This window comes from Lysinibacillus sp. JNUCC-52, assembly GCF_015999545.1.
Lineage (GTDB): Bacteria > Bacillota > Bacilli > Bacillales_A > Planococcaceae > Lysinibacillus.
Genome location: NZ_CP065546.1, coordinates 4,345,218 through 4,369,616 on the forward strand (window position 1 = coordinate 4,345,218; position 24,399 = coordinate 4,369,616).

The 24,399-nt window shown below is 37.2% G+C and carries 25 protein-coding genes; 19 read left to right on the forward strand and 6 right to left on the reverse strand.

Annotated elements, in window-relative coordinates:
* Positions 1–5: 5 nt before the first annotated feature.
* The 13 genes from rpoD to JNUCC52_RS21525 all read left to right on the forward strand — a co-directional run bounded on the left by rpoD (position 6) and on the right by JNUCC52_RS21525 (position 11,529).
* On the forward strand, positions 6–1,133 hold the full coding sequence (gene rpoD / locus JNUCC52_RS21465; RefSeq protein WP_172772072.1) for an RNA polymerase sigma factor RpoD: 1,128 nt from the start codon (positions 6–8) through the stop codon (positions 1,131–1,133).
* Between the two features lie 255 nt (positions 1,134–1,388).
* The gene (locus JNUCC52_RS21470) at positions 1,389–1,952 is read left to right on the forward strand and encodes a hypothetical protein (protein ID WP_337980773.1); all 564 of its coding nucleotides are present in this window, start codon (positions 1,389–1,391) and stop codon (positions 1,950–1,952) included.
* A 497-nt stretch (positions 1,953–2,449) separates the two neighbouring features.
* Complete coding sequence (gene cccA / locus JNUCC52_RS21475) at positions 2,450–2,800, forward strand: cytochrome c550 (protein WP_172772070.1); 351 nt, start codon at positions 2,450–2,452, stop codon at positions 2,798–2,800.
* A 155-nt stretch (positions 2,801–2,955) separates the two neighbouring features.
* Entirely contained in the window at positions 2,956–3,648 is a 693-nt protein-coding gene (locus JNUCC52_RS21480; protein WP_337980774.1) for a tRNA (adenine(22)-N(1))-methyltransferase, read from the forward strand.
* Position 3,649: 1 nt separating this feature from the next.
* A complete protein-coding gene (locus JNUCC52_RS21485) occupies positions 3,650–4,771 on the forward strand; it encodes a Nif3-like dinuclear metal center hexameric protein (protein ID WP_337980775.1) in 1,122 nt (373 codons plus the stop codon).
* Between the two features lie 9 nt (positions 4,772–4,780).
* The gene (locus JNUCC52_RS21490) at positions 4,781–5,011 is read left to right on the forward strand and encodes a hypothetical protein (RefSeq protein ID WP_337980776.1); all 231 of its coding nucleotides are present in this window, start codon (positions 4,781–4,783) and stop codon (positions 5,009–5,011) included.
* Between the two features lie 346 nt (positions 5,012–5,357).
* Positions 5,358–5,702 carry a lactococcin 972 family bacteriocin gene (locus tag JNUCC52_RS21495; RefSeq protein WP_337980777.1) on the forward strand — a complete coding sequence of 115 codons (345 nt, stop codon included), beginning with the start codon at positions 5,358–5,360 and terminating at the stop codon, positions 5,700–5,702.
* Between the two features lie 335 nt (positions 5,703–6,037).
* Entirely contained in the window at positions 6,038–6,466 is a 429-nt protein-coding gene (locus JNUCC52_RS21500) for a lactococcin 972 family bacteriocin (RefSeq protein WP_337980778.1), read from the forward strand.
* Positions 6,467–6,547: 81 nt separating this feature from the next.
* Positions 6,548–8,560: a hypothetical protein gene (locus tag JNUCC52_RS21505; RefSeq protein ID WP_337980779.1), complete on the forward strand. Its 2,013-nt coding sequence runs from the start codon at positions 6,548–6,550 to the stop codon at positions 8,558–8,560.
* A gap of 22 nt (positions 8,561–8,582) precedes the next feature.
* Positions 8,583–9,209: an ABC transporter ATP-binding protein gene (locus tag JNUCC52_RS21510; RefSeq protein WP_337980780.1), complete on the forward strand. Its 627-nt coding sequence runs from the start codon at positions 8,583–8,585 to the stop codon at positions 9,207–9,209.
* 124 nt (positions 9,210–9,333) lie between these two features.
* Positions 9,334–9,582, forward strand: a complete 249-nt coding sequence (locus tag JNUCC52_RS21515; RefSeq protein ID WP_337980781.1) for a DUF2164 domain-containing protein — start codon at positions 9,334–9,336, stop codon at positions 9,580–9,582.
* Between the two features lie 304 nt (positions 9,583–9,886).
* Positions 9,887–10,423, forward strand: coding sequence for an NADPH-dependent FMN reductase (locus JNUCC52_RS21520; RefSeq protein ID WP_172772062.1), 537 nt, complete (start codon positions 9,887–9,889; stop codon positions 10,421–10,423).
* 215 nt (positions 10,424–10,638) lie between these two features.
* Entirely contained in the window at positions 10,639–11,529 is an 891-nt protein-coding gene (locus JNUCC52_RS21525) for a PhzF family phenazine biosynthesis isomerase (RefSeq protein ID WP_337980782.1), read from the forward strand.
* Positions 11,530–11,603: 74 nt separating this feature from the next.
* Here JNUCC52_RS21525 and JNUCC52_RS21530 read toward each other — a convergent pair whose 3' ends face one another.
* Positions 11,604–11,801, reverse strand: coding sequence for a YwbE family protein (locus JNUCC52_RS21530; protein ID WP_337980783.1), 198 nt, complete (start codon positions 11,799–11,801; stop codon positions 11,604–11,606).
* A gap of 50 nt (positions 11,802–11,851) precedes the next feature.
* Complete coding sequence (locus tag JNUCC52_RS21535; RefSeq protein ID WP_172772059.1) at positions 11,852–12,388, reverse strand: tubby C-terminal domain-like protein; 537 nt, start codon at positions 12,386–12,388, stop codon at positions 11,852–11,854.
* A gap of 281 nt (positions 12,389–12,669) precedes the next feature.
* Here JNUCC52_RS21535 and JNUCC52_RS21540 point away from each other — a divergent pair, with 281 nt between their 5' ends.
* The 4 genes from JNUCC52_RS21540 to JNUCC52_RS21555 all read left to right on the forward strand — a co-directional run bounded on the left by JNUCC52_RS21540 (position 12,670) and on the right by JNUCC52_RS21555 (position 17,398).
* Positions 12,670–13,518: a MurR/RpiR family transcriptional regulator gene (locus JNUCC52_RS21540; RefSeq protein WP_337980784.1), complete on the forward strand. Its 849-nt coding sequence runs from the start codon at positions 12,670–12,672 to the stop codon at positions 13,516–13,518.
* Between the two features lie 64 nt (positions 13,519–13,582).
* Positions 13,583–14,944, forward strand: coding sequence for a GntP family permease (locus JNUCC52_RS21545; RefSeq protein WP_337980785.1), 1,362 nt, complete (start codon positions 13,583–13,585; stop codon positions 14,942–14,944).
* Between the two features lie 111 nt (positions 14,945–15,055).
* Positions 15,056–15,955, forward strand: coding sequence for a 2-hydroxy-3-oxopropionate reductase (gene garR, locus JNUCC52_RS21550; protein ID WP_337980786.1), 900 nt, complete (start codon positions 15,056–15,058; stop codon positions 15,953–15,955).
* Positions 15,956–17,398, forward strand: coding sequence for a four-carbon acid sugar kinase family protein (locus JNUCC52_RS21555; protein WP_337980787.1), 1,443 nt, complete (start codon positions 15,956–15,958; stop codon positions 17,396–17,398).
* Between the two features lie 83 nt (positions 17,399–17,481).
* Here the strand turns inward: JNUCC52_RS21555 and JNUCC52_RS21560 are convergent, their stop codons facing one another.
* Both JNUCC52_RS21560 and JNUCC52_RS21565 read right to left on the reverse strand, forming a co-directional pair.
* Entirely contained in the window at positions 17,482–18,744 is a 1,263-nt protein-coding gene (locus tag JNUCC52_RS21560; RefSeq protein ID WP_337980788.1) for a dicarboxylate/amino acid:cation symporter, read from the reverse strand.
* Between the two features lie 258 nt (positions 18,745–19,002).
* Positions 19,003–20,049 carry a TRAP transporter substrate-binding protein gene (locus tag JNUCC52_RS21565; protein ID WP_337980789.1) on the reverse strand — a complete coding sequence of 349 codons (1,047 nt, stop codon included), beginning with the start codon at positions 20,047–20,049 and terminating at the stop codon, positions 19,003–19,005.
* 86 nt (positions 20,050–20,135) lie between these two features.
* On the opposite strand from JNUCC52_RS21565, the gene JNUCC52_RS21570 reads away from it, so the two are divergent.
* Both JNUCC52_RS21570 and JNUCC52_RS21575 read left to right on the forward strand, forming a co-directional pair.
* Complete coding sequence (locus JNUCC52_RS21570) at positions 20,136–21,743, forward strand: ATP-binding protein (RefSeq protein WP_172772056.1); 1,608 nt, start codon at positions 20,136–20,138, stop codon at positions 21,741–21,743.
* Positions 21,744–21,869: 126 nt separating this feature from the next.
* Entirely contained in the window at positions 21,870–22,571 is a 702-nt protein-coding gene (locus JNUCC52_RS21575; protein ID WP_337980790.1) for a response regulator, read from the forward strand.
* A gap of 236 nt (positions 22,572–22,807) precedes the next feature.
* On the opposite strand, the gene JNUCC52_RS21580 is transcribed toward JNUCC52_RS21575, so the two are convergent.
* The gene (locus JNUCC52_RS21580; RefSeq protein ID WP_172772054.1) at positions 22,808–23,776 is read right to left on the reverse strand and encodes a 4-hydroxy-3-methylbut-2-enyl diphosphate reductase; all 969 of its coding nucleotides are present in this window, start codon (positions 23,774–23,776) and stop codon (positions 22,808–22,810) included.
* Between the two features lie 69 nt (positions 23,777–23,845).
* Entirely contained in the window at positions 23,846–24,385 is a 540-nt protein-coding gene (vrrA, locus tag JNUCC52_RS21585; protein WP_139860177.1) for a VrrA/YqfQ family protein, read from the reverse strand.
* Positions 24,386–24,399: the final 14 nt, after the last annotated feature.

The following is a 24,399-nucleotide window of genomic DNA, read 5'->3' on the forward strand; positions in this document are numbered from 1 at the left end:
GGTTTATGGCGGACAAGTCTGAACGTTCAAAAGAGGTAGAAGTAGAAATTACATTAGATGAAGCAAAAAAATTACTACAAGAAAAGGCGAAAACAGAAGGTGAAATTTCGATGAAAGAAATTTCAGAGAAATTATTGCCATATGAATTGGAGAATGAAGAAGTTTTCCATTTCGCTGAAGATCTTGAAAAAAATAAAGACATTCAAATTATTGGTAAAGAAGAATTTGAAGAAGAAAGCTTAATGAAAGAAGAAGCTAACGAAGAAACGTTCGATTTAAATGATTTGAGCGTACCACCAGGCGTAAAAATTAATGATCCTGTACGTATGTATTTAAAAGAGATTGGCCGAGTTGATTTACTTTCTGCAGAGCAGGAAATTGCTTTAGCAGAGCGTATTGAGCAAGGTGACGAAGAAGCGCGTAAACGTTTAGCTGAGGCAAATTTACGTCTTGTTGTATCGATTGCAAAACGTTATGTTGGTCGTGGGATGCTATTCCTTGATTTAATTCAAGAGGGGAATATGGGGCTTATTAAGGCAGTTGAGAAGTTCGACTACCGTAAAGGCTTTAAATTCTCAACATATGCAACTTGGTGGATTCGTCAAGCAATCACACGTGCAATTGCCGACCAAGCACGTACAATTCGTATTCCTGTACACATGGTAGAAACGATTAACAAACTAATCCGTGTACAACGTCAATTGTTACAAGACTTAGGTCGTGAGCCATCTCCAGAAGAGATTGGTGAGGAAATGGATTTAACACCTGAAAAAGTACGTGAAATTTTAAAAATTGCGCAAGAACCTGTATCTCTTGAAACACCAATCGGAGAAGAAGACGATTCACACTTAGGGGACTTCATTGAGGACTCTGAGGCACAGTCTCCTTCTGACCATGCAGCATATGAATTGTTAAAAGAGCAACTAGAAGATGTTTTAGATACATTAACAGACCGTGAAGAAAACGTACTTCGATTACGTTTTGGTTTAGATGATGGACGTACACGTACATTAGAAGAGGTAGGTAAAGTATTTGGTGTAACACGTGAACGTATTCGCCAAATTGAGGCAAAAGCACTGCGTAAGTTACGCCACCCTTCTCGTAGCAAACGCTTAAAAGATTTCTTAGAATAATAAACCAATACATTCCATTTATAATAAATGCAAACCCCGCCATCCTTTTTAGTGGCGGGGTTTGCCTTGTTTTGGACATTGTGACGAGCTGAAGAAACCGTAAGAAACTTTAAATAATTGCTAAAGTAATGTAAAAATATATAATTTGAACGGTTCTGTAGTCTCGTTTTTGCGACTTTTTACAGATGCTCTTTCACGAATTGTGAGATAAAATTGTATTACAACCATTATTAAGCAATGTTTGGAGAATATACGATGACAAATCCACGGAAAAAAATTATTTTAAATGAGATATTGTTTTGGAAGCAAAATAAGCTATTGCCAGAGCACTACTGTGACTTTTTAGCGACTCTTTATGCAGAAGGAAATGATATAGAGGAGTTAGAGTCAGCAACTCATAAACAGGCTGTATTGCCTTTAGAAAAAAGAAAAATGATGTTCTTCATTGTGGGATTATGCTTGGGTATGATGGTGCTCTTGTATTTTTATTTTACAGTAACTACTTTATTGCTTTTTTTAACGGGCATTGTAGCGATCGCTGCAGTTACATTATTCATATTCGCTTTCCGTTTTGCGAGCAAAAATAACTTATTAGCACCTGCACTGCATATTATCGCTGCTATTTTGTTATTTAGTTTATCGATTCGCATGTATACTACATATTTTAGTGGAAATAATTTCGCGTTATTCGCTTTTATCGCGGCAAATTGTGCCGTGTGGTTATTTTCAGGGTTAAAAATGAAATTGCTTTATTTCACAGTCTCTGGCGTTCTCGGCCTAGTGGCACTAATTGGCTATTACTTGTATAATTTTATGTAATTTAAATACCCTTCTATGACCTATTCTGTGTGCATAGAAGGGTATTTGTTTTTTTAATATAGCAGTATGACTTTATTGAAAAAGTAATTTTGTGAGAAGTTTAATAAAAAAATAGCGATTAATATTATACCGAAATAATAGTATGGCCTATTTATGCAAATGTCATTATAAATAGACAGCTTAATACAGCACAAAGGTTTAACTAGAAAGTCCTAATTTTATTTTCAGTGTTAGACGTATATGAATGCATTTCAAGTGGCAAAATATTTGCGAGCAGAAAACGAATGTTAGTGTGGAAAGAGTTCTCCATAAGCCCAATTATTGGTTTTAACAAGACATATTTTATCCAATTGATACAGAAATGTCGAAAATGTTACAAACAAAGGAAAACTTAGCGAATGGGGCTTTTCGTTTCATGTGTAATGCAGTACAATATTAGATGTTGACTGATTCTATATTATAATAGAAGTAGATTTATTAATGAGGAGGGGAAACATATGAAAAACAATCCAGTCGTTCCTTACATCTTGATTCTGGCATTTGGTATAGGTCTTATTTTCTTCATGTCTTTACAAGGCGCAGATAACAAGAAAGAAATTGCTGCTGAACATGAGGGTGGTGGCGAAACTACAGAAGCTAATGATGATGGTTCTGCATTAGTACAAACTTGTATCGGTTGTCACGGTGGTGACTTAACTGGTAGTGTTGGTCCAAACCTACATGGTTTAGATGAAGCTCATATCGTGGACGTGTTAACTAACGGTATTCCAGGAACTCCAATGACACCAGGAATGAAAAACGAAGCAGAAGCGAAAGCAATCGCTGAGTACATCTCTACTCTAGAATAGTTTAAAAAAGTGGCTGTACTAAAAGTGTATTTACGCTTTAAGTACAGCTTTTATTATGAAAATGGAGTTGCTCAAAATATGAGACAACTCCATTTGTTTTTTTGTCCAACATCATACATACTAGAATGGACTCTATATAAGGTAGGCGGTAAAAAATGAACGCACAAAAATTATCAAAAAGATTAGAAACAGTGGCAAAATTTGTTCCAACAGGTGCGGTTGTGGCGGATATTGGCAGTGATCATGCTTATTTACCTTGCTATTTAATTCATAAGGGAATTGCTACAGGTGCTGTAGCAGGCGAAGTTGTGAAAGGGCCCTATGATTCAGCGGTTGGACAAGTGAAAAAAGAGGGATTAACGGAAAAAATTACGGTTAGACTGGCAGATGGTTTAGCTGCTGTAGAAGAATCAGACCATGTAGATACAGTAACAATAGCTGGTATGGGTGGACCTCTAATTGTGTCGATTTTAGAGAAACATCCACAAAGTTTACAAGGTGTCACTCGTCTTATTTTGCAACCAAATATTCATGCAAAAGTTATTCGAGAATGGGCTTTAAAAAATAATTGGGCGATTCTGGACGAAGATATTTTAGAGGAAGACGAAAAGATCTATGAGATTCTTGTCTTACAACGAGGACCCATGGAGCTAACAGAAGCAGATATTTTATTTGGACCTAAACTAGTACTTCGAAAATCACCAGCATTTAAGAAAAAATGGAATAGAGAAAAAGAAAATTGGCAACGTGTTTTACATTCTATTGAAGGGGCCGAGCCAACACTAGAAATTAAGGAAAAACGTGCAGAATTAAAAGCGCTACTTCATTTAGTGGAAGGAGTTTTATAGCATGAAATCTGTTAACGGTCAGGAAATTATACAGTTATTTGAATCATGGTCGCCAAAAAAACTTGCCTGTATGGAAAATGATCCAATTGGACTTGCAATTGGCACGTTAAATAAAACAGTAAGTAAGGTTTTAGTCACATTGGATGTCAATGAAGCAGTAGCGGACGAAGCTATCGCTCAAGGATGTGAACTGATTATCGCACATCATCCGCCAATTTTTAGACGCCTAGCCAATATTCGTACTGACAATCCTGCAGGACAATTATACGAAAAGCTTATTAAACATGATATTGCTGTATATGCTGCACATACAAACTTAGATGTAGCGGAAGGTGGCGTTAATGATTTATTGGCTGATGCATTGATGCTGGAAAATCGTTCCATTTTAGAAGAAACGTATGCGGAGGATGTTCTAAAGCTAGCTGTATTCGTACCAACTGCAAATGCGGATACATTACGTGAGGCATTAGCGAAGGCAGGTGCTGGTCGTATAGGGGCATATGAAGCATGTAGCTATACAACAACTGGAGAAGGACGATTCCGAGCATTAGAAGGGGCTAATCCATATGTTGGTTCTGTTGGTGAATTACATGTGGAGGAAGAAGTCAAAGTGGAAGTTGTATTCCCAACGCCTATTAAAAATCGTGTGTTAAAAGCGATGTTAAATGCCCATCCATATGAGGAGCCAGCGTATGATGTAATTCGATTAGATCAGCAAACGAACATTATGGGATTAGGCCGTGTTGGCTATTTACCTGAAGAAATGACGTTAAAAGACTTTGCAGAGTTTGTAAAGAAACAACTAGATGTACCAGCTGTTCGTGTTGTCGGCGATTTGCAATCAAAAGTAAAAAAGATTGCCCTTGTTGGCGGAGACGGAAATAAGTATATTTATACGGCGAAGCATGCTGGAGCAGATGTGTTTTTAACAGGTGATATGTATTTCCATACTGCACAAGATGCACAAGCAATTGGTTTACAAATTGTAGACCCAGGTCATCATGTAGAAAAAGTAATGATTGCAGGGGTTGCGAAAAAAATGGCGACGATGTGTGAAGCAAAAAAATATACAGTAGAATTTGTTCAATCTACTATTCATACAGAACCATTTTTATTTGTTTAAGAGAGGGGAATGGGAGTGGCAAATGGGAGACCTGCTGGCAATAATGCGGGCAAGTTATGGATTATCATTGGTTTACTAATTGCTGTGTTCGGCGGCGGCATGACAATCATGACGAATATGATGAATGAGAAAAAGATAGACGCAATGACCGAGCAATGTGAGGACGATGGGGGCAAAGCCATTGTATCGAAAGAAAAGAATTTTTTATCAACGAACTATTCGTTTGAATGTAAAAAATAGTATGTAAATAATCGCAACTTTTAGAGGATGTTCCTTTAAAGGTTGCGTTTTTTGTTGTGGCTTAAAGAAGGAAAATCTACTATTTTTTTATCGGTAATAAATATTTTGAATATATTGATTTTTACATTAATTCATGCTATATAAAAAATAAATAAATGAGAATCGATTGAGAATGCAAATGGAACTAATATAGAAAAGTGTTGGCGACAACAATAATGCTAGAAATAAGAGGGGTGTTTCTAAATGAAAAGAGACGATAAAATTAAAAAGTCTCCAGCACCATACATAATAAAAAAGTAGCTATTAAACAGAATTCTTCCTTGTCAAATGAAAGGAGGTGAATAAAATGTTAGCCAAAAGAACTGTGAGGGTGAAAATAGTCGTGTTAGCGTGGGTGGCATTATTATTATTATTGCCATCTGTGAATGGGGTTTTGGCAGTGTCTCATAATGCTATTCATGATTCTTTAATTGCTGCAACATCAACGGTTGCAACACAAAGAGATCAATTCAACCAAGAAGATGTTTCCCGTAAATGGCTAGCACCAGGACCAATCACACAATATCCAAATGAAGGTGGCACTTGGCAGTATGGATTTTGGAATGCTAAAGTTCGTTCCTACTACGCAGTGGATCGCTGTCATGGAAGCACGGTGATACTGAATTACTGTGACCAATTAAAATCTACTTAGCATAATTTGAACAATCATATATGCAAACTTGAATAGAATTATTGATTTTTGGAGGGGTATTTCTGTATGAAAAGAGGGGTGAAAATGCTGTGAAAATTAAAAAAATTCCAGCACCATATGTTTATCTAATGCTAATATTTATTTCGTTACAATCATTAATAAGCGATTATAAAAGTCAGCCTATTTGGATAACGGTTTTTGCGATAATTAGCATTTTAGGATTTTCAGTTTTCACCTATTTGGATAGAGATAAATTTTTCAAAAAGTAAAATGCTTTATTTATACATTCTATTTTAAAAAATAATAAAGAGCTCAAATGAAAGGAGGTGAGCCATATGTTAGCCAAAAAAACTGTGAGGGTGAAAATAGTTGTGTTAGCGTGGGTGGCATTATTATTATTGCCATCTGCAAATGGAGTTTTGGCAGTGTCTCACCATGCTATTCATGATCCTTTAATTGCTGCATCATCAACGGTTGCCACACAAAGTGATCCATTCAACCGAGGAGATGTTTCTCGTAAATGGCTAGCACCAGGACCAATCACACAATATCCAAATGAAGGTGGCACTTGGGAGTATGGATTTTGGAATGCTAAAGTTCGTTCATACTACACAGTGGATCGCTGTCATGGAAGCACAGTAGAGTTGAATGGTAATCGATCAAGATCAGCTGATACAGCACCAGGACAAAGATCTATTGCTGAACTTTGGGCTGTGCAGTACCCTACCCACGTTGATCGTTATTACTATCGTGTATGCGATTAATTACTAAAGATTCCATACTTTAGAGGCTTGGAATGTCTTTCGCAGTAGGCTTTCCAAGCTTCTCAATTAAGGAGGAGAGTCATGCTTAAAAGAGCAATACAATTGACATCTTTGATTTGTGTAATTATGCTGTCCCTGCTTATTTTTCAATATACGTCACTTGTCCAACAACGGTTGCCATTAGGCACTACCAATCAATTTGATTTAAATCTTGCTGAAACCACGATTGCAAAAGATCAATTGGTTTCGGACCTTAATCAACTAACAGATCAATATAAAGCGATCGTAGTAAAAACGTCTGTTGACCCCGAAAACTATGACAACAAAAAGGATATTATTTATTTTGGGACTGCTAAACCAGCATTTCATGGTTTGCTTATAGAGCACAATGAGATTAAGTGGTTCGAATCTTCTTTAACAGGTGAATTGCTTTCAACTGCAGATATAGGCACCCGTTCCTTATCGGGCATCTATGCTTTTAACGCCGAGAAAGATTTCCGAGAAGCACTTGAACATTGGGCGCAACAGCATCAAATTAGGATTTTATTTGTTCAAGAACCATCTATACTAACGATAGTTTATGCATACTTATTTCAAAATGGTACAGGAAATGCAGTGCTCGCTTCCTTTCTGTTATTAGTAACGACCATTATTACTTGGATATTTCAACATGCAAAAGCAAGGTCTATTCGATTATTAGGCGGTGTTAAAGCAGGGAAAATCCATGTGGAGGATACAACGACAATAGTATCTTTTATCATTGTCGGATTTTTGTTAGGTTTGTTTATTTCATTAGGCTATGTAGGTGTAGTAAAGGACATTCGACAAATTCCATTGGTATTGAATCTTCTACTACTCTGTCTCGTGCTATTCTTATTTGTCGTTAGCATCATCACAGCATTGCTTTCGCTAATTGCTAGTCCAAAAGCTGCCCATATAGCGAAAAGACAAATTCCGTTAAAGCGGTTTTCCGTCATGGGAAAGCTAAGTCATGTTCTCGTTATGATTTTATCGCTAATTGTTATCCCGACCATCATCACCTCTATACTAATAACCAATCAACTGTCGAAAGAATATGCGCTTTGGGACAAAATGCACAATATCGTTCGGCTCTCCATGTTTGACTTGGATTCATTAGAACAAGAGGCGACTCTTCCCGAGGTAGAAGCTTTTTTTTCTAAAATGCAAGAAGCTAATAATTTAAGTCTTTCTTTCGTTATCGATAAAGCGATTTTTTTAGAGCCATATCGAATGGGTGGCTATGATCATATTATTATGACAGATCGTGCTTGGATTGATTTGCTAGAAATAGGTGTGGAAACAGAAGGCAAGGGCGGGAAACTCATTGCAAAGGATGTTAAAGATTTACCAGATGATTTGGCTTCGTTTTTAGAAGGGCAAATTCCGCTATGGACGAAACATAATGATGTTTATCCAGCGCAAGGTTTGAATTTTTACGAATATAAGGGAACGAAATTTCTTGCATTACCACCAAATGTTGGTTTAGCAGGTGAAACAGTACAAGCAGAAAATCCGTTAGTTATATTGATAGATGGTCAGCTAACAGACATTGTAAAATCGAAAGGGTTCTTAATATCTTTAGCTTCTAGTGGAAATATCGTTTTTTTTGATGAAGTTCATTTACAAGCCGCTTTAGCTAACTCCGTTATGAAACCTTCTATCACGTCGATTAATGGGATAGCAGACGTTGCTTTGGAAACGGCTCAAAGGTTTAAACAACAATACATTTACTATATTGTAGCGGGACTGCTAATTTTCATAACAATGTTTTTGACTGCTGTATTGAATGGCAGACTGTGGGCTGGCACGAATGGTAAACGTATTTTCACCTTGCATACCTTTGGTTTACCATACACATCGATTATTGGACCAGTTTTCAAGCGACAATTATTTATCATCATCATAACAACAATTGTCGGTTCTATAATTGGTTATTTGGTACACCACGTGCAACTTAGCGTATTACTTTTATCTGCTTTGCTTGTCGGAATTTTATATGGGATAGGAAGTTACCTTTCTTTTAAGAAATCTGCAAAACAAGCTTTTTATCGTACGAGTCATCGGTACAATTAAATGTACTAAAGGAGTAATGGATATGATTATTCAAACAAAAAATATTGGCATTGAAATTAGTGGAAAAACGATTTTATCTAATATTTCCTTAGAGATTAACCCGAATGAAATGATTGCCATTACTGGTCCATCTGGTAGTGGCAAAACAACACTTTTAAATTGTTTAGGGCTTATTCAATCAGTTAATAGTGGGGATATTCTAATAGAAAATCAACATGCTAGTAAATGGAAAGAAAAAGAAAAAACAAGTTTTTGGAAAGAAAAAGCGGCATTTATTTATCAAGACTATGGCATCATTGAAGATGAAAACGTCAGTTATAATGTGACATTAAATAAGCGACAAGCAAAAACAAAGGTTGTTAACGAAATTCTACATACAGTTGGACTAGGTGGAAGAGGGCAAGATATGGCAGCTGTTTTATCGGGAGGAGAAAAACAGCGACTAGGCATAGCGCGTGCAATTTATAAGAAAGCCACTATTATCTTTGCGGATGAACCAACAGCCTCGCTAGATAAATCAAACAGAGAAATGATTATTAATCTATTAAAAACATGTAGTCAAAACGGTGCGAGTGTCATTATTGCGACCCACGATGAACGGCTCGTCAATGTTTGTGATAGAAGTATCAATTTGTTTGAATTTAATTGATTGAGGGAAAACGGCTAGTAATCGAAGAAGTGACTTTGGATTTGAAAAATTTGCAATGACCACTATACAAAATGCTACCTTAGTCTATACTTGATTTAATGGAATGCAAAAAGGGAGTGGCTACATGTTTATCCGATTAACAACAGAGCAACAAGAGCTTATCATCGCTGATATTCAACGCTTTTTCTATAATCAGCGTGATGAAGATATTACTGAATTTGAAGCGGAACGAGTGTTTGAATTTATTAAAGAAAATATCGCTCCGTATATTTATAATGCAGCGATTTCAGATGCAAAATATGTAGTGGATAGTCAATTATCCGCAATTGAAGATGAGCTAGTTGCTTTGGAGCGCCCTATTAAAATTAAATAAATAACAAAAGGAGAAACAATTGCTAGCAGATTGTTTCTCTTTTTGATAAAAGAGAAAGCTGAATTATTTGACAACTAAAAGTAACATATGGTAATTTTATCTCGAATTGAAGATAAATGATCCCAAAGTAAAGGCACGCTATCATTCATTGATTTTTTATCTTGAGTTCAAATTTAAAGATAGCTTGATGAATAGAGTACTGTTTATCTGAACACCATGGGTAAGAGCGCAGTTTTTTTGAAAATCATCAAAGATTAATGCAATCAGCAATGCACTTTTTAGGTATGAATAAGGAGGAATAGTGATGTTGAAAATTGGGATTATTTTAGGTAGTACACGTGAAGGACGTGTAAGTCCACAAGTTGGTCAGTGGGTAAAGGAATTAGCAGAAAAACGTCGAGATGCTGAATATGAAATTATCGATATTGCCGATTTCAAGTTACCGCTTTTAGGAGAACCAGGAGGCGATGCTTCTGGAGCCGCAGCATGGTCACAAAAAGTTGCTGCTTGTGATGGGTTTGTTTTTATTGTGCAAGAATATAATCACTCTATCTCAGGAGCGCTTAAAAATGCTTTAGATTATTTACGTGAGGAATGGAATAATAAAGCAGCAGGTATTGTGTCATACGGTTCTGTAGGTGGGGCACGTGCGGCGGAACATTTACGTGGTATTCTTGGAGAATTATCGGTTGCGGATGTACGTGTACACCCTGCATTGTCTTTATTTACTGATTTCGAGAATGGCAATGTGTTTAAACCAAAAGATGTGCAAGCTGATTCAGTAAACCAAATGTTAGATCAAGTCATTCCATGGGCAACAGCTTTAAAAACAATTCGCTAATAAACGGTGGAATAATAGATTGCAAATAGCATGCTGGCATATGTCCAGTATGCTATTTTTTTGTTTTTTTTGGTGTCAGGCACCCAAACAATTTTGAAAAAAAAGAAAATTCCCCATTGGTCACTCCATTGCGTTATGTTAATATAGCCGTATAACATTAGTTAGTTCTTCCGTGAAATCGAAATTCACATTCTAATTACAAGGTGGGGAAGTATATGAAAACTATAACTGTTCAACATTATGATGCATTTAGTCACGTACCAAATAAGGGGAATCCTGCTGGAGTTGTAGTGGAAGGAAATCAATATAGTGAGCAAGAAATGCAAGAAATTGCGAAAATGGTTGGCTTTAATGAAACAGCCTTTGCTTTGACATCTGAAAAAGCTGATATACGCATTCGTTATTTTACACCAGGTCATGAAGTCGATTTATGTGGACATGCCACAATGGCGACGATTTATGCATTACAAACACAAGGTTTATTAGCAAACAAAACGTCTATCACAATTGAAACAAAAGCAGGTATATTACCCATTCGTCTAGAGGAAAAAGATGAAAAGCTATACATAACAATGCAGCATGCTGCACCACAGTTTAAAGCATTTAATGGCTCTCGAGCTGCGCTTGCTGAGTCAATCGGTATTGACGAGGATGAATTGCATTCAGACTTACCAATTGTCTATGGTAGTACAGGATTGTGGACCTTATTAATACCTGTTAAACAATTAAGCTCTTTCAAAAAAATGGACCCACAAACGGCTATATTTCCGTCTATCTTAAAGGAAATGCCAACAGCTTCCTTGCATCCATTCTGCATGGAGGCATTAGATGAAACGGCAGACATGCATGCGAGACATTTTTCTTCACCGTACTCTGGCACAATTCAAGATATCGTAACGGGAACAGCTTCAGGTGTAATGGGAGCATACTATGCGAAGTATGTTAAGAATGAATTAACATACCCGAAAACCCTTATTGTTGAACAAGGACAAGAGCTTGAGCGAGATGGTCGTGTGTATGTACATGTAAATAAAGCAGACAACCATTTAGACATTTCGATTACTGGAACGGCTGTCTATGTCACGGAATTGAAAGTGCAAATATAAGTGCCAGTCACTCAAACAATTCTCACACAATTTTAAACAAAAGAGACTGTTCATCTCCCGAACAGTCTCTTTCATTATTTTTGAAAAATATCACAAACTCTACCTATTTGGCCATCTGTTAGACGAACTTTAATGCCGTGTGGATGATGTGAAGAATTGGTTAAAATATCTTTGACAATCCCTCTTGTTTTCACCCCTGTTCGTTGATCTTTTTTGAGGACAATGTTGACCTCAAGCCCTGGGTGAATATCTTTTCTATTTTGACCGTTCATATTTAACCTCACATGTATATAGAATGATTCAAATTATAGCATAGATGCAGTTAGTTACCAATTGCGAAAAGTGATTGAAAGAGTGAGGCTAATAAAGCAACGAATAATGTATCGTCCGTCTGGAACAGTTTATAAACAATGCCTTCTCGTACAATTCCATCTTCTATGTAGTTAGCACTGGCAATTTTTTCATCATTACAATATAAATAAGCTGTTGATGTGAAATCTTTCTCAAAGCGAAAAATAAGACCATCCATCGTAAAGGAATAGGAAGATTCTAATAATTGAACAGTTTTTCTTTGAATAGGTATGATACTCCTATCAGGCATGATGATTTCATGACTGACACCTTTTGTGAGTAGTGTAGAACGTACTTGAAAAAGGGGTTCTCCGTGAATTGTCCGTGTTTCGTAACGGTGCGGTAACGGTTGCTGCGATGCTATTAGTGAGGCTGCATTAAGCACTTTCCCGATGTTTGAACGCTCAACTTTTTGAAGTAAGCAAACTGTTTCATTTTGACTGTTTACAATTGGTAATTTTGAAAGTCTATCAAATGCTTTTGGATATGCAAGTGTAAATGTTGCCATAAAAAACCTCCAATCTACTTACTATACGAGTAAGTTAGACTGGAGGTTTCACTATTTTGAATAGAAATAAATATCCCGCTCAATGCACGTTTTCTTGAGTGGAATGATTCATTGCGTATTGATGTAATAAAACTACATACGATGGTAATTCCACTACATAGCCGTAATAATATTTCGAGAAAAAAAGCGAATAAGTAACAATATTATGCCTTTTTAGAAAAATGAACTTGTGGTGAAATTGCGATTGTAGTAAAATTACATTAGTTTCAGGAGGTGATTTATTGTTAAGTTTTGAAGAACGAATTAAAAGTAAGGTGAATACGCTAACAATTTCGGAGATGAAAGTTGTTGAACAGCTGAAAATGCATAAACAACCATTTTTGTTATCCATGAACGAACTCTCAACATTAAGTAATGTGAGTGAGCCGAGTGTGGTTCGTTTATACAGAAAGCTTGGATATGCTAGTTACCAAGAGTTGAAAGTGGCACTCGCTCAAGAGCAAGTGAGTAACCATTACACCTCAACGTCGAATCAAAATGAGATTAAGGATGAGGATCTTGCAAATGTTGTTTTTGATAAAATAGCAGATCAGCTTTCTATAGCTATGGCGATGACTAAGGAGAAAATAAATATCACCCAGATGGAAGAAGCTGTTCAAATTATATCTAAAGCAAGAAGACTTTTTTTCTTCGGACAAGGTCTTTCAGGTACGATTGCAGAGGACGGCGCCCATAAATTTATGAGAATTGGCGGTACGACTATTGCTGTTCAAGATCCACATTATCAAGCGATATATGCCAACCATATGAATAGTGGAGATGTTGTCATTGTAATTTCTCATTCGGGAGAAACGGTCAATATTATAGAAGTTGTTAAAATGAGTCAAAAAAGCGGAGCATTTGTCATTGTGATTACATCAAATGCAAATACAACGCTTGCCAAAATGGCTGATATACTACTCCTTACTCAAGCACAAGAGACTGAAATGCGGTCGGATGCGATGGTAAGTCGCCTTGTACAACTAGCTTTAATAGACACATTATTTACTAGGGTTGTTGCCATTGGAGGTAGCCAAGTAAAAGAAGCTATCAATATTTCACGCTTAGCTGTTACAAGAATGAAAAAATAAGCGTTTAACAAAAGTGTATGCGTTGTCACCTTAGAGATAAATGAATTTAAGGAGGATACATTAAATGTTAACAGGTAATTCACTCATTATCGGGTTTATTCTTGCTCTCATTGTTTTATTTGTCCTTATTATTCGATTCAAGTGGGATGCTTTCGTCTCTCTTTTAGTAGTCGCCCTTAGCCTCGGCTTATTATCAAGCATTCCTGCTAAAGAAGTTCCGAGCATCATCGCCACAGGATTTGGCAACACGCTAGCTGGTGTCGGTATTTTAATCGGACTTGGGATAATATTTGGTCAATTTTTAGCATCATCAGGTGCGATTAATAAAATTGCTACTGGAATACTTCGCGTCTTTGGAGTCAAAAAATCTCCATACGCAATTGCAATGACATCCATTACTGTGTCAATTCCTGTATTTTTTGACGCAGCATTTATTATTTTACATAAATTAATTCAAAACCTTTCTTTTAAAACAAAAATCTCACTTACTACTTTTGTTGCGATTCTTTCGATTGGGTTAATTACAGCTCATAGTGTAATTATTCCAACACCAGGACCATTGGTTGTGGCAGACCAAACAGGGGCAGATATTGGGATGTTCTTTATTTATGGATTGTTAGTTTCTATTCCTGGTGTACTAGTAGGCGGTGTAATCTATGGGAAAATTATTGGTAAGCGAATTACAAATGAGAGCCGTCTTGATGAATCAGACATTTCGGATGTAGACAGCTCGCTTTCAGGAAGAAAAGAAATTTCAACCGCTCTTTCTTTTGGAATGCTCGCTTTACCAATTATCTTGATTTTATCGAATACGTTAATTAATTTACTGTTCAGAGATAACGCTGAACAGTTCATTGCGACATTCTTCTCTATTATTGGTGATAAAAATGTTGCGCTGTTAATTAGTGTGCTTGTCGCAATGTTTGTCTTAAAGCCATACATCAAGGAGGAGACTAAAACCGTTTTTGCCAAGGCTTTAGACCAAAGTGGAACGGTCATTCTTATTACGGGTGCAGGGGGCGCCTTTGGTAAAGTTGTTCAAGAAACGGGCATTGGTGATTTAATTATTAGCATGATGCAAGGGCTAAACATTCCTGCTATATTACTGGCTTTCTTATTTGCACAAATTCTTCGTGCTTCGCTCGGATCTGCAACAGTTGCTCTTGTTACAACATCTGCCATTATGGGGCCGTTAGCGGCAGACCTAGGTGTATCACCAGTCGTGTTAGGTCTTGCAATCTGTGCTGGTGGTATCGGTTTGTCACTACCTAATGATTCGGGTTTTTGGGTAGTAAGTAAATTTGGGCGTTTATCGATGACGGAAACAATTAAAGTTTGGTCAATCGGTGGTTTCTTATCAGGGGTGACAGTATTAATTTTCGTTTTCGTTCTAAGCTTGTTCCAAGGAATTTTACCAGGTTTATAATTTACTTGTTTAATAGGCGGATGGCTAGTCCACCGCTATATTGAGTTGATTAAGTAGTCATGAGGTACTTTATATCAGTGAATGAACAACTAGATTGGAGCTGAAGTTAAATTGAAGAAAAAAATAGGATTCATTGGACTTGGCATTATGGGCACGCCTATGGTTCGCAACCTTTTGAAAAAAGGGAACGAGGTGACTGTTTTCGACCTAAATACAATTGCGGTCGAAACACTAGCAAAAGAAGGGGCAAAGACAGCTACTTCTGGAAAGGAGGTAGCATTAGCAAGTGATGTTGTAATTACAATGTTGCCAGAAGGGAGACATGTTCAGCAAGCTATTTTTGGAGAACATGGCGTTATGCAAGGTGCTCGTGAAGGTATGGTCATTATCGACATGAGCTCTGTCACACCAGTTGAATCTAAAGAAATGTTCGAGCTTTCTGCAAAACAAGGAGTTCATTTTCTTGATGCACCAGTTAGTGGGGGAGAGCCAAAAGCAATTGATGGGTCACTAACTATCATGGTTGGTGGAAAAGAAGATGTTTTTGAAAGTGTAAAAGACATTTTATCTGATATGGCGAGTGACATTGTCCTTGTCGGTGACTCAGGCAGCGGATCTACGGCAAAGCTTGCCAATCAAATTATTGTAAACCTAAATATTGCTGCGATATCAGAAGCACTTGTGTTTGCGACAAAAGCAGGTATTAATGTGGAAAAAATGTATCAGGCAATTCGCGGTGGTCTGGCAGGAAGTACTGTAATGGATGCAAAAATTCCAATGATGCTGGATCGGAATTTTAAAGCGGGTGGACGTGTCGACATTAATCTTAAAGATCTAAACAATGTAATGCATACTGCTCACGAGCTAGCTGTTCCACTTCCGTTTACAGCACAGCTTTTAGAAATTTTCTATTCTTTAAAAGCTAATGGAAAAGAAACCCTTGATCACGCAAGCATTGTCCAGCACTATGAGAAATTAGCAAATGTTGAAGTTTCAAGAGAGGTGCGATAAATGACAACGAGTAAAGCATCTGAACTATTAGTAGGCTTTCATGAACCAAGTCGCGAGCAAATTCAAGCAAAACTAGAGGATGCTCGAAAAGGGTTTAACCATAAAATCGTTATTCTTGATGATGACCCAACAGGTGTACAAACCGTTCATGGTGTTTCCGTTTATACGGATTGGACAAAAGCAAGCATTAAGCAAGGGTTCCGTGAGCAAAATCAAATTTTTTTCCTGCTAACAAACTCCCGTAGTTTTACCGCTGAGGAAACTATAGTTGTTCATCAGGATATAGCCCGCCGTGTACATGAGATTTCCGTACAAGAGGGAATTCCTTATCTACTAGTTAGCCGTGCAGATTCTACATTGCGAGGTCATTATCCGATCGAGACGGAAACAATGAAAAATACGATTGAGGAAATTTCTAATACGAGGTTTGACGGGGAAATCCTTATTCCTTTCTTTAAAGAAGGCGGCCGTTTAACAATCAACAATATCCATTTTGTTCAGTATGGTGAAGAGCTTGTTCCTGCTAGTGAAACGGAATTTGCTAAAGACCGTACGTTCAGCTTTAGTTCTTCACATCTAGGCGAATGGATTGAAGAAAAAACAAATGGTGTTTATAGAAAAGACGACACAATTTATATTAGCATTGAGGATTTACGTTCACAAAATATTGAAGCCATCAAAGCACAGTTGATGGAAGCTAAAAACTTTAAGAAGGTCGTTGTAAATGCTGCTGTTTACAGTGATGTTGAAGTGTTTGTAATTGCCTTACTTCAAGCTATAAAAGCAGGAAAAACGTTTATTTTTCGAAGTGCCGCCTCCTTAACGAAAGTACTAGGAGGTATTTCAGATAAACCATTTTTAACTAGAGCAGAGCTTATTGCCGAAGAGCCCTCAAATGGAGGACTTATAGTAGTTGGCTCACACGTTCAAAAGACAACAGATCAATTGTATGCTCTTCTTGATAGCGGTCTCGTAACAGGTGTAGAGTTTAATGTTCATCTTGTGCATGATAATGAAAAATTTCAACAGGAAGTTAACCGTGTCCGTATAACGTGCGAACAGCTGATTACTTCTGGAAAGTCCGTAGTTTATTATACGCGTCGGGAAAGATTGGACTTAGGTGAGGATCAAGGAGAAAACGAGCTTCAATTGTCTGTTAAAATATCACAAGCAGTGACAAGCATTGTCCATGACTTAAAAGTACGACCGAAGTACATAGTTGCAAAAGGTGGAATCACTTCTTCAAGTGTGGGAACAGTGGGATTATCAGTTAAGCGAGCTGAAGTAGTTGGTCAAGTTAAACCAGGCATTCCAGTGTGGAAAATAGGAGAAGAAAGCAAGTATCCAGATTCATCTTTCATTATCTTCCCTGGCAATGTTGGGACAACTAACACGTTAAAAGAAGTTATTGAAGTATTAGAGGGGAAATCAGTCATACGTTGAAGGAATTATAGAGATATAAATGTGTAAAAAAACCTCCAATCTACTTACTATACGAGTAAGTTAGACTGGAGGTTTCACTTTTATTAATTGGAAATCACTTTACCTGATAAAGCACGTTTTTCTTGCTCTGGATCGAATTCATTTTCCATTTTAGATACAACAACTGTCGCTACACCGTTACCAATTAAGTTTGTTACAGCGCGTGCTTCAGACATAAAACGATCGACACCGATTAACAGAGCAATCCCTTCTACAGGAATCATAGGGAATGCAGCGAGTGTTGCAGCAAGTGTAATAAAGCCTGAGCCAGTTACTCCTGCAGCTCCTTTAGAAGTTAACATTAATATAGCGAGTAAAGTAAGCTGATGCCAAATATCTAAATCAACCCCATAAGCTTGTGCGATAAAGATAGCCGCCATTGATAGATAAATGGAAGTGCCGTCCAGGTTAAAGGAATAACCTGTTGGAATTACAAGACCTACAACTTGTTTCGAACAGCCGTAATTTTCTAATTTGCGCATCATCGAAGGAAGTGCAGATTCAGAAGATGATGTACCGATAACGATAAAAATTTCATCTTTAATATATTTAATGAATTTAAAAATACTAAAGCCAAAGAAGCGTGTAATTAAACCAATAACGACAACGATAAATATGAACATTGTAATATAGACAGATAACATTAAGAACCCTAAGTTCCCAAGAGATTTTATACCGAAGTTCCCGATAGTATAGCTCATAGCACCAAATGCTCCGATTGGAGAAATTTTCATGACCATATTAACAATTTTAAAGAATATATCTGCTACTTGCTCGAAAAATTTGATAACAGGTTTAGCCGGTTCTCCAATAGCCGCTGCTGCTAACCCGAATAATACAGCTGAAAATAAAACAGGTAATAACTCACCATTCGCAAGTGCACCGACAACATTATCTGGGATAATTTGCATTATAAATGCCCCAAAACCATGCTCAGCAGCAGCAGCTTGCTCTGTATATTGTGAAACATCCGCAGCGTTTGCTGCATCTGTATTAAATCCTTTACCAGGTTGAATGATATTAACAATAAGTAAGCCGATTGCCAATGCGAATGTCGAGACAATTTCAAAATAAATTAAGGCCTTACCACCAATTTTACCGACCTTTTTTACATCACCCATGCTACCAATCCCGATAACAACAGTTAAGAAAATAATAGGTGCAATTAACATTTTAATTAATTTAATAAAAATATCAGCTAATATTTTTAAGCTAGCACCGAACTCTGGGAATGCAGCACCAACAATAATACCGAGTACAATGGCGATTAGCACCTGTACCGTTAAGTTTTTAAAATTTATTCGCATAATACTTCCCCCTAAAAATATGTGAACTTTGTGAACGCTTTCATGTGGTTATCATAGCTGAAATTTTCCGACAATAGGTTTTATGGCCGTAAAGTTTCTATTGTTCATTTTGTTCATTTTTTATTTAATTAGGTAGAAAGATAGTAATATCAACGGTTTGAAGCTGTTTTATAGTAGATAGCAATTTTGTTAAACTATTATAATACAAAAGAAAAAACCCCACATAAAGTGGGGATAGATATTTAATGACCAAAAGGTTTAAGGAGATACTATCTTTTGAATTTCAGTCAATACTTTTTGCTGTTTAACATTAGCTCGATAGAAGTCATAAGCAGGTGCTAATTTTTCTTGAAAACGTTGACGTTCCTCTTCACTCATCATATATATTTCAAAATCATTTTCTTGCTGTAGCTTTCGTAAATCAGTGTCATTTATTAACACAGCCTGCTTAAATTGCCATTCGGTTGTTTCCTTCATAGCATCCATAAGCTGATTTTGGACTTTTGTCGGTAACTGTTCCCAAAATTTTTCGTTCATTAAAACTGAATAGCCTAAAATCCCATGATTAGTTAAAGTCATATTTTTTTGAACTTTGTAAAAGCCCTTAGAATAAATATTAGAGGCAGTATTTTCTTGGGCATCGATAGCATGTGTTTCTAAGTCAGTAAAAACTTCACTAAAGGAAATTGGCACAGGCGTTGCACCGACTAAGCTAAACTGCTTTTCAAGTGTTTTACTGGGCATTGTGCGTATACGTAACCCTTGTAAATCTTCAAACGTATGAATGGGATGCTCAGCTGTTAATTGTTTAAAGCCATTGTGCCAAAAGCCGAGTCCCCTTACATGAAAAGGCTTCAGCTCATCTAATAATTGCTCACCAATTGGTCCTGTTAGTACTTGACGAACTTCATCATCTGTATGAAAAAGATAAGGGAGATCAAGCACTTGCCAATCAGGTACATAGGAAGTCATTTTAGAAAAAGTAGGAATAATCATCTCTACTTTCCCATCTTGTAAAGCCTTGAATTCATTTTCATCATTAAATAAAGAGGCATTTGGATAGACATGCACTTTTACCTTCCCATTTGTTTTTTTCTCAACTAGTTCAGCAAATTTCGTTGCAGCTTGTCCTTTTGGCGTATTTTCAGCTACAACATGACTCAAATGTATCGTAATTTGGGTATCGAGGCCCTTTTGTTCATCATCATAGGGGAGCGTTTTCGAAAATAATAATCCTTGCTGTATACTAAATACAATAGTTAAGATCAAAACGGTTGCAATTGTTCCAATAATAAATTTTTTCATATTTTTACACCCAATTGATTCGTATTTTCACATGTTTTTGTTATTCTAACATAAGGCATAAGCTAAAATATAGTAAGAGGGAGGCAATGGTCTTGAAATTTCAAAAGTTATCGATGAAGGGCAAAATCATGTCTCTTACTTTTTTTATACTGTTGTTGTCTTTTAGTATTGGTGGAACTTTTTTGCTTGGGTTTGTTATGAATGAACAGAAAGAAAAGCTGGCGGAACAGGCATTGCTTGTTGCAAAAACAGTCTCACAGCTACCAGAAATGAAAACTGCTATTACTAATAGAGATTTTACAGAAGCGACTGAACATATTAATCCTGTTGTTGAAGAAATAAGAGATATTAATGGGGCGCAGTATATAGTTGTCCTCGATATGCAACGACGAAAATATTCCCATCCAAATGGGGATGAAATTGGTACAATCTCACAGTCTGGTGATTTAAACGCTGCATTTTCTGAACATTATTATACATCGATTGCACATGGTGAGCATGGAGATATGGTTCGAGCTTTCGTGCCAATTATGACAGATGATGGACGTCAAATTGGTGTTGTTATCGTTGGCTATAGTGTATTAACTGTGAGTGAACTTCTATTATCAATCCAAAAAGAGCTATTAATTACAGTAGCTTTGTCCTTATTATTTAGTGCTTGGGGTGCTCACACGTTAGGTCGGCATATGAAAAAACAAATGTTTGGATTAGAGCCCCACGAAATCGCTAAAATGTACGTGGAACGCACTGAAACATTTAACGCGATGCATGAAGGGATTATCGCCATAGATACGGAATTGACGATTACCATTTTTAATGAAAAGGCATGTGATATATTAGGTGTGGCTGAGCGACCATCATCACTAATTGGGAAGAAAATTTTCGAGGTGTTGCCAGATACGCGGCTACCCGAAATATTAGCGCTAGATCGTCCTCTCTATAATCGTGAACTCTATATAAATGATCATAGCATTATGAGTAATCGTATTCCTATACAGGTCAATGGTAAAACTGTTGGTGCTGTAGCGATGTTTAAGGATCGGACAGAGGTGAAGAAATTAGCCGAGGAATTAACGGGAGTCAAGGCGTTTGTTCAGGCATTACGTGTACAAACACATGAACATAAAAATAAATTGCATACGATCGCTGGCCTTTTGCAGCTTGGACATCATGAACAAGCACTTTCCTATTTAACACAAGTAAAGGAAGAGCATGATGAAATCACGAATTTTTTAAATGAGCGCATTAAAAATGAAAATATTTCGGGGTTATTACTTAGTAAAATTGCTCATGCGAAAGAGCATGGCATTACATTAGAGATAGACCGAGCGAGTCGTCTCACAACATTTCCTAAAAATTTAGATCATCATGATTTTGTCATTCTATTTGGGAATTTAATTGAAAATGCATTTGATGCATTAAAAGATAGTCCCGTTGAAGAGAAGATTGTGCATATTTCAGTAGATGAAGATGATGATGTACTTGCAATTTTAGTAACAGATAACGGAGTGGGCATGACGAAAGAAGTAAAGGCACAAATTTTTAAAAATGGCTATTCGACTAAAGAAAAAAAGGGCCGAGGTATCGGACTGTATTTAATAAAAGAAATCGTGCAAAAAGGACAGGGTGAAATCGAAGTAATCAGCGAACCAAGTAAAGGGACAAGCTTTTTAATAACATTTTATCATTCTTAGTGTTCGGAAGTTTTACTTTATAAAGGACATTGTATGAAAGCATACATTATGCACTTCATGTGAGAGAAGTGTATTGAATTCGTTTAATAGAAGAAAGTAGTAATCGATTGTATGGAGGGCTTAATAGTGACGCAGATTAACGTGTTATTAATAGAGGATGATCCCATGGTGCGGGAGGTAAACCGTCAATTCATTGAAAAAGTTGCTGGATTTAAGGTAATAGGGCAAGCGTCGAATGGGGTAGAAGGAATAGACAAAATCCGTACGCTACGACCAGATTTAGTGTTTATAGATATATTTATGCCAGAGCAAGATGGTATAACAAGCTTGCGAAAAATTCGTGAATTCAAAATTCCCGTCGATGTGATAACTGTAACGGCAGCCAATGATATGGAAACGGTAAAACAAGTTTTGCATCTTGGTGTCTTTGATTATATAATGAAGCCATTTTCATTTGAACGAGTGCAAGGTACGCTAGAAAACTACATGCGATTTAAGCAACAAATGCTAACCCAAAAGGAGCTAACGCAAGGAGAGCTCGATCAGTTATTCCATTATCATAGTGGAGAAGGGAAGGCTGAAGTAGCAAGTGAGGAGAAAACCGAAAAAAGCTTGCCAAAAGGTTTTAATCGAGCGACACTGGAGAAAGTGGTCCATTATTTGCAATCGGTAGATGGTGCATCAGCAGAAGATGTGGCAAGCGGTGTTGGAATTGCACGCGTAACAGCAAGACGATACTTAGATTATCTAGAAAAGCAAAAGGAAATAACGATGGATGTCCATTACGGTGGCATTGGTCGTCCAATTAATTATTATTTCAGTAAGTAATAGGAATAGACAGAGACATTATTTTGAAATTTTATAGGGTAAGGTGTTTGTGAAGCAGGCGATATCTGCGATAAAAGCTTACAGGGTTGTCAACTTACGATGTGCACGCAAAAAGCGGTCGCTGTAGCGAACAACTACGTTCACAGCAAAAAAGTGTTAGATTGATGGGAGTCAATCTAACACTTTTTCTTTATTGTCGCAAACTTTCATTCATATCTCCAAAAGTTGGATACAAATTAGTAAGGCATAATTTTATCGACAGGCTTAGGCGTTTTAATTTTTGGTAAAATTTTATCAAGTGTAACGGTACGTTGGATACTATGCGTCGTTTCATCATTTTCATCAAATTGCTCAAGGAAATTAATAACCTCTTTCACAATAGGTGTTGGTGTGGAAGCACCTGCAGTGACAGCAACTGTATTAATTCCTTTTAACCAATCAACTTTAAGTTCAGAAACGTCTGCAATACGATAAGAAGGTGTACCTGCAATTTCTACAGATACTTGTGTTAGACGGTTCGAGTTATTCGATTTAGGATCGCCAACAACAATTAATAAATCTGCTTCTCCTGCTTGCTTCGCAACAGCCTCTTGACGAACTTGTGTTGCTAAACAAATTTCTTTATGAACTTCAATATGTGGGAATTTTTCTTTTAAACTATCCATTAAATGGGCAACATCCCATTGACTCATAGTCGTTTGGTTTGTTACTAGCAATTTATCATTTGTTAAGTTTAAAGCATCAATATCCGTTGAAGATTGTACTAAATGAACATGGTCTGGAGCAACACCGATTGCACCCTCTGGCTCTGGATGACCCTTCTTACCAATATAAATAATATCGTAGCCTTCAGCTGATTTTTCACGAATTAAATCGTGTGTTACTGTTACGTCAGGACATGTAGCATCAATGGATACTAGGCCTTTGCGTTTCGCAATTTCACGAATTTCAGGTGAAACACCGTGCGCAGTGAAAATAACAGTGCCTGTTTCAACCTGTTCAATAATTTCTAAGCGATTATCACCGTCTAGTGTAATGATACCATCTTCTTCAAAGGCATCTGTAACATGTTTATTGTGCACAATCATCCCTAAAATGTAGATAGGTCTTGGTAATGTTTTATCGAGTGCGGCGTTACGTGCAATGACCATCGCATCAACAACACCGTAGCAATAGCCACGTGGATTAATTTTTAATACTTGCATGGTTGTGACTCCTTTCAAGCTTACCTACCTACATTATAACGGACAGGCACGTCGAATACAAAGAAACCTTCACTCCATAGGTGGCTGGAAAATACGTGGCTTAGATGGAAGCGGTTCACGTGGAGTAGTCGACGCATTTTTTTGTGTTGAACGTCTACCTTTAGTGGAACCTGCTGCCTTACTTGCTGCCGCTGCATCAGTAGCCGCAGCGGCCACGCCTGCTGCTGCACCCGCTGCAGGCAGTCCTTGGAAGCCTTTATACAATTTTAAAAGTGAAGGGATGTTTTTCACCATTGGCATTGCTTGTTGTATATAAGGGGTATACGTTTTGGCAGAATTAAATAAACTATTTGCTTGTTGTAAAAAAGAACCGATTTTGGAAGGTTCCTGAACGGGTGGCGTCGGCATTTGCCCTCCGAATCCCCCTCTCATTCCACCAGACATTGGAAAACCACCTGGAATTCGTGGTTGAGGAAAACCTCCAGGCGGGTAAAAGGACTGTGGTGGCATCTGAGGAGGTGTAGGCATCCGCATTTGCGCGGGCATTTGCGCAGGCATTTGCATGCCACCAGGATACATAGGGAATTGATAAGGTGGTCTAAATACCATAATGATCTCCTTTC

What these genes read in the sequence shown, in the direction of transcription:
- JNUCC52_RS21520 (WP_172772062.1), top strand. Translation starts at nt 9,887, where the DNA reads ATGTTGAAAATTGGGATTATTTTAGGTAGTACACGTGAAGGACGTGTA.
- JNUCC52_RS21485 (WP_337980775.1), top strand. Translation starts at nt 3,650, where the DNA reads ATGAAATCTGTTAACGGTCAGGAAATTATACAGTTATTTGAATCATGG.
- JNUCC52_RS21500 (WP_337980778.1), top strand. Translation starts at nt 6,038, where the DNA reads ATGTTAGCCAAAAAAACTGTGAGGGTGAAAATAGTTGTGTTAGCGTGG.
- JNUCC52_RS21525 (WP_337980782.1), top strand. Translation starts at nt 10,639, where the DNA reads ATGAAAACTATAACTGTTCAACATTATGATGCATTTAGTCACGTACCA.
- JNUCC52_RS21510 (WP_337980780.1), top strand. Translation starts at nt 8,583, where the DNA reads ATGATTATTCAAACAAAAAATATTGGCATTGAAATTAGTGGAAAAACG.
- JNUCC52_RS21555 (WP_337980787.1), top strand. Translation starts at nt 15,956, where the DNA reads ATGACAACGAGTAAAGCATCTGAACTATTAGTAGGCTTTCATGAACCA.
- JNUCC52_RS21570 (WP_172772056.1), top strand. Translation starts at nt 20,136, where the DNA reads ATGGTCTTGAAATTTCAAAAGTTATCGATGAAGGGCAAAATCATGTCT.
- rpoD (WP_172772072.1), top strand. Translation starts at nt 6, where the DNA reads ATGGCGGACAAGTCTGAACGTTCAAAAGAGGTAGAAGTAGAAATTACA.
- JNUCC52_RS21535 (WP_172772059.1), bottom strand. Translation starts at nt 12,388, where the DNA reads ATGGCAACATTTACACTTGCATATCCAAAAGCATTTGATAGACTTTCA.
- cccA (WP_172772070.1), top strand. Translation starts at nt 2,450, where the DNA reads ATGAAAAACAATCCAGTCGTTCCTTACATCTTGATTCTGGCATTTGGT.
- JNUCC52_RS21490 (WP_337980776.1), top strand. Translation starts at nt 4,781, where the DNA reads ATGGGAGTGGCAAATGGGAGACCTGCTGGCAATAATGCGGGCAAGTTA.
- JNUCC52_RS21580 (WP_172772054.1), bottom strand. Translation starts at nt 23,776, where the DNA reads ATGCAAGTATTAAAAATTAATCCACGTGGCTATTGCTACGGTGTTGTT.
- JNUCC52_RS21545 (WP_337980785.1), top strand. Translation starts at nt 13,583, where the DNA reads ATGTTAACAGGTAATTCACTCATTATCGGGTTTATTCTTGCTCTCATT.
- vrrA (WP_139860177.1), bottom strand. Translation starts at nt 24,385, where the DNA reads ATGGTATTTAGACCACCTTATCAATTCCCTATGTATCCTGGTGGCATG.
- JNUCC52_RS21565 (WP_337980789.1), bottom strand. Translation starts at nt 20,049, where the DNA reads ATGAAAAAATTTATTATTGGAACAATTGCAACCGTTTTGATCTTAACT.
- JNUCC52_RS21515 (WP_337980781.1), top strand. Translation starts at nt 9,334, where the DNA reads ATGTTTATCCGATTAACAACAGAGCAACAAGAGCTTATCATCGCTGAT.
- JNUCC52_RS21505 (WP_337980779.1), top strand. Translation starts at nt 6,548, where the DNA reads ATGCTTAAAAGAGCAATACAATTGACATCTTTGATTTGTGTAATTATG.
- JNUCC52_RS21560 (WP_337980788.1), bottom strand. Translation starts at nt 18,744, where the DNA reads ATGCGAATAAATTTTAAAAACTTAACGGTACAGGTGCTAATCGCCATT.
- JNUCC52_RS21470 (WP_337980773.1), top strand. Translation starts at nt 1,389, where the DNA reads ATGACAAATCCACGGAAAAAAATTATTTTAAATGAGATATTGTTTTGG.
- JNUCC52_RS21495 (WP_337980777.1), top strand. Translation starts at nt 5,358, where the DNA reads ATGTTAGCCAAAAGAACTGTGAGGGTGAAAATAGTCGTGTTAGCGTGG.
- JNUCC52_RS21480 (WP_337980774.1), top strand. Translation starts at nt 2,956, where the DNA reads ATGAACGCACAAAAATTATCAAAAAGATTAGAAACAGTGGCAAAATTT.
- JNUCC52_RS21530 (WP_337980783.1), bottom strand. Translation starts at nt 11,801, where the DNA reads ATGAACGGTCAAAATAGAAAAGATATTCACCCAGGGCTTGAGGTCAAC.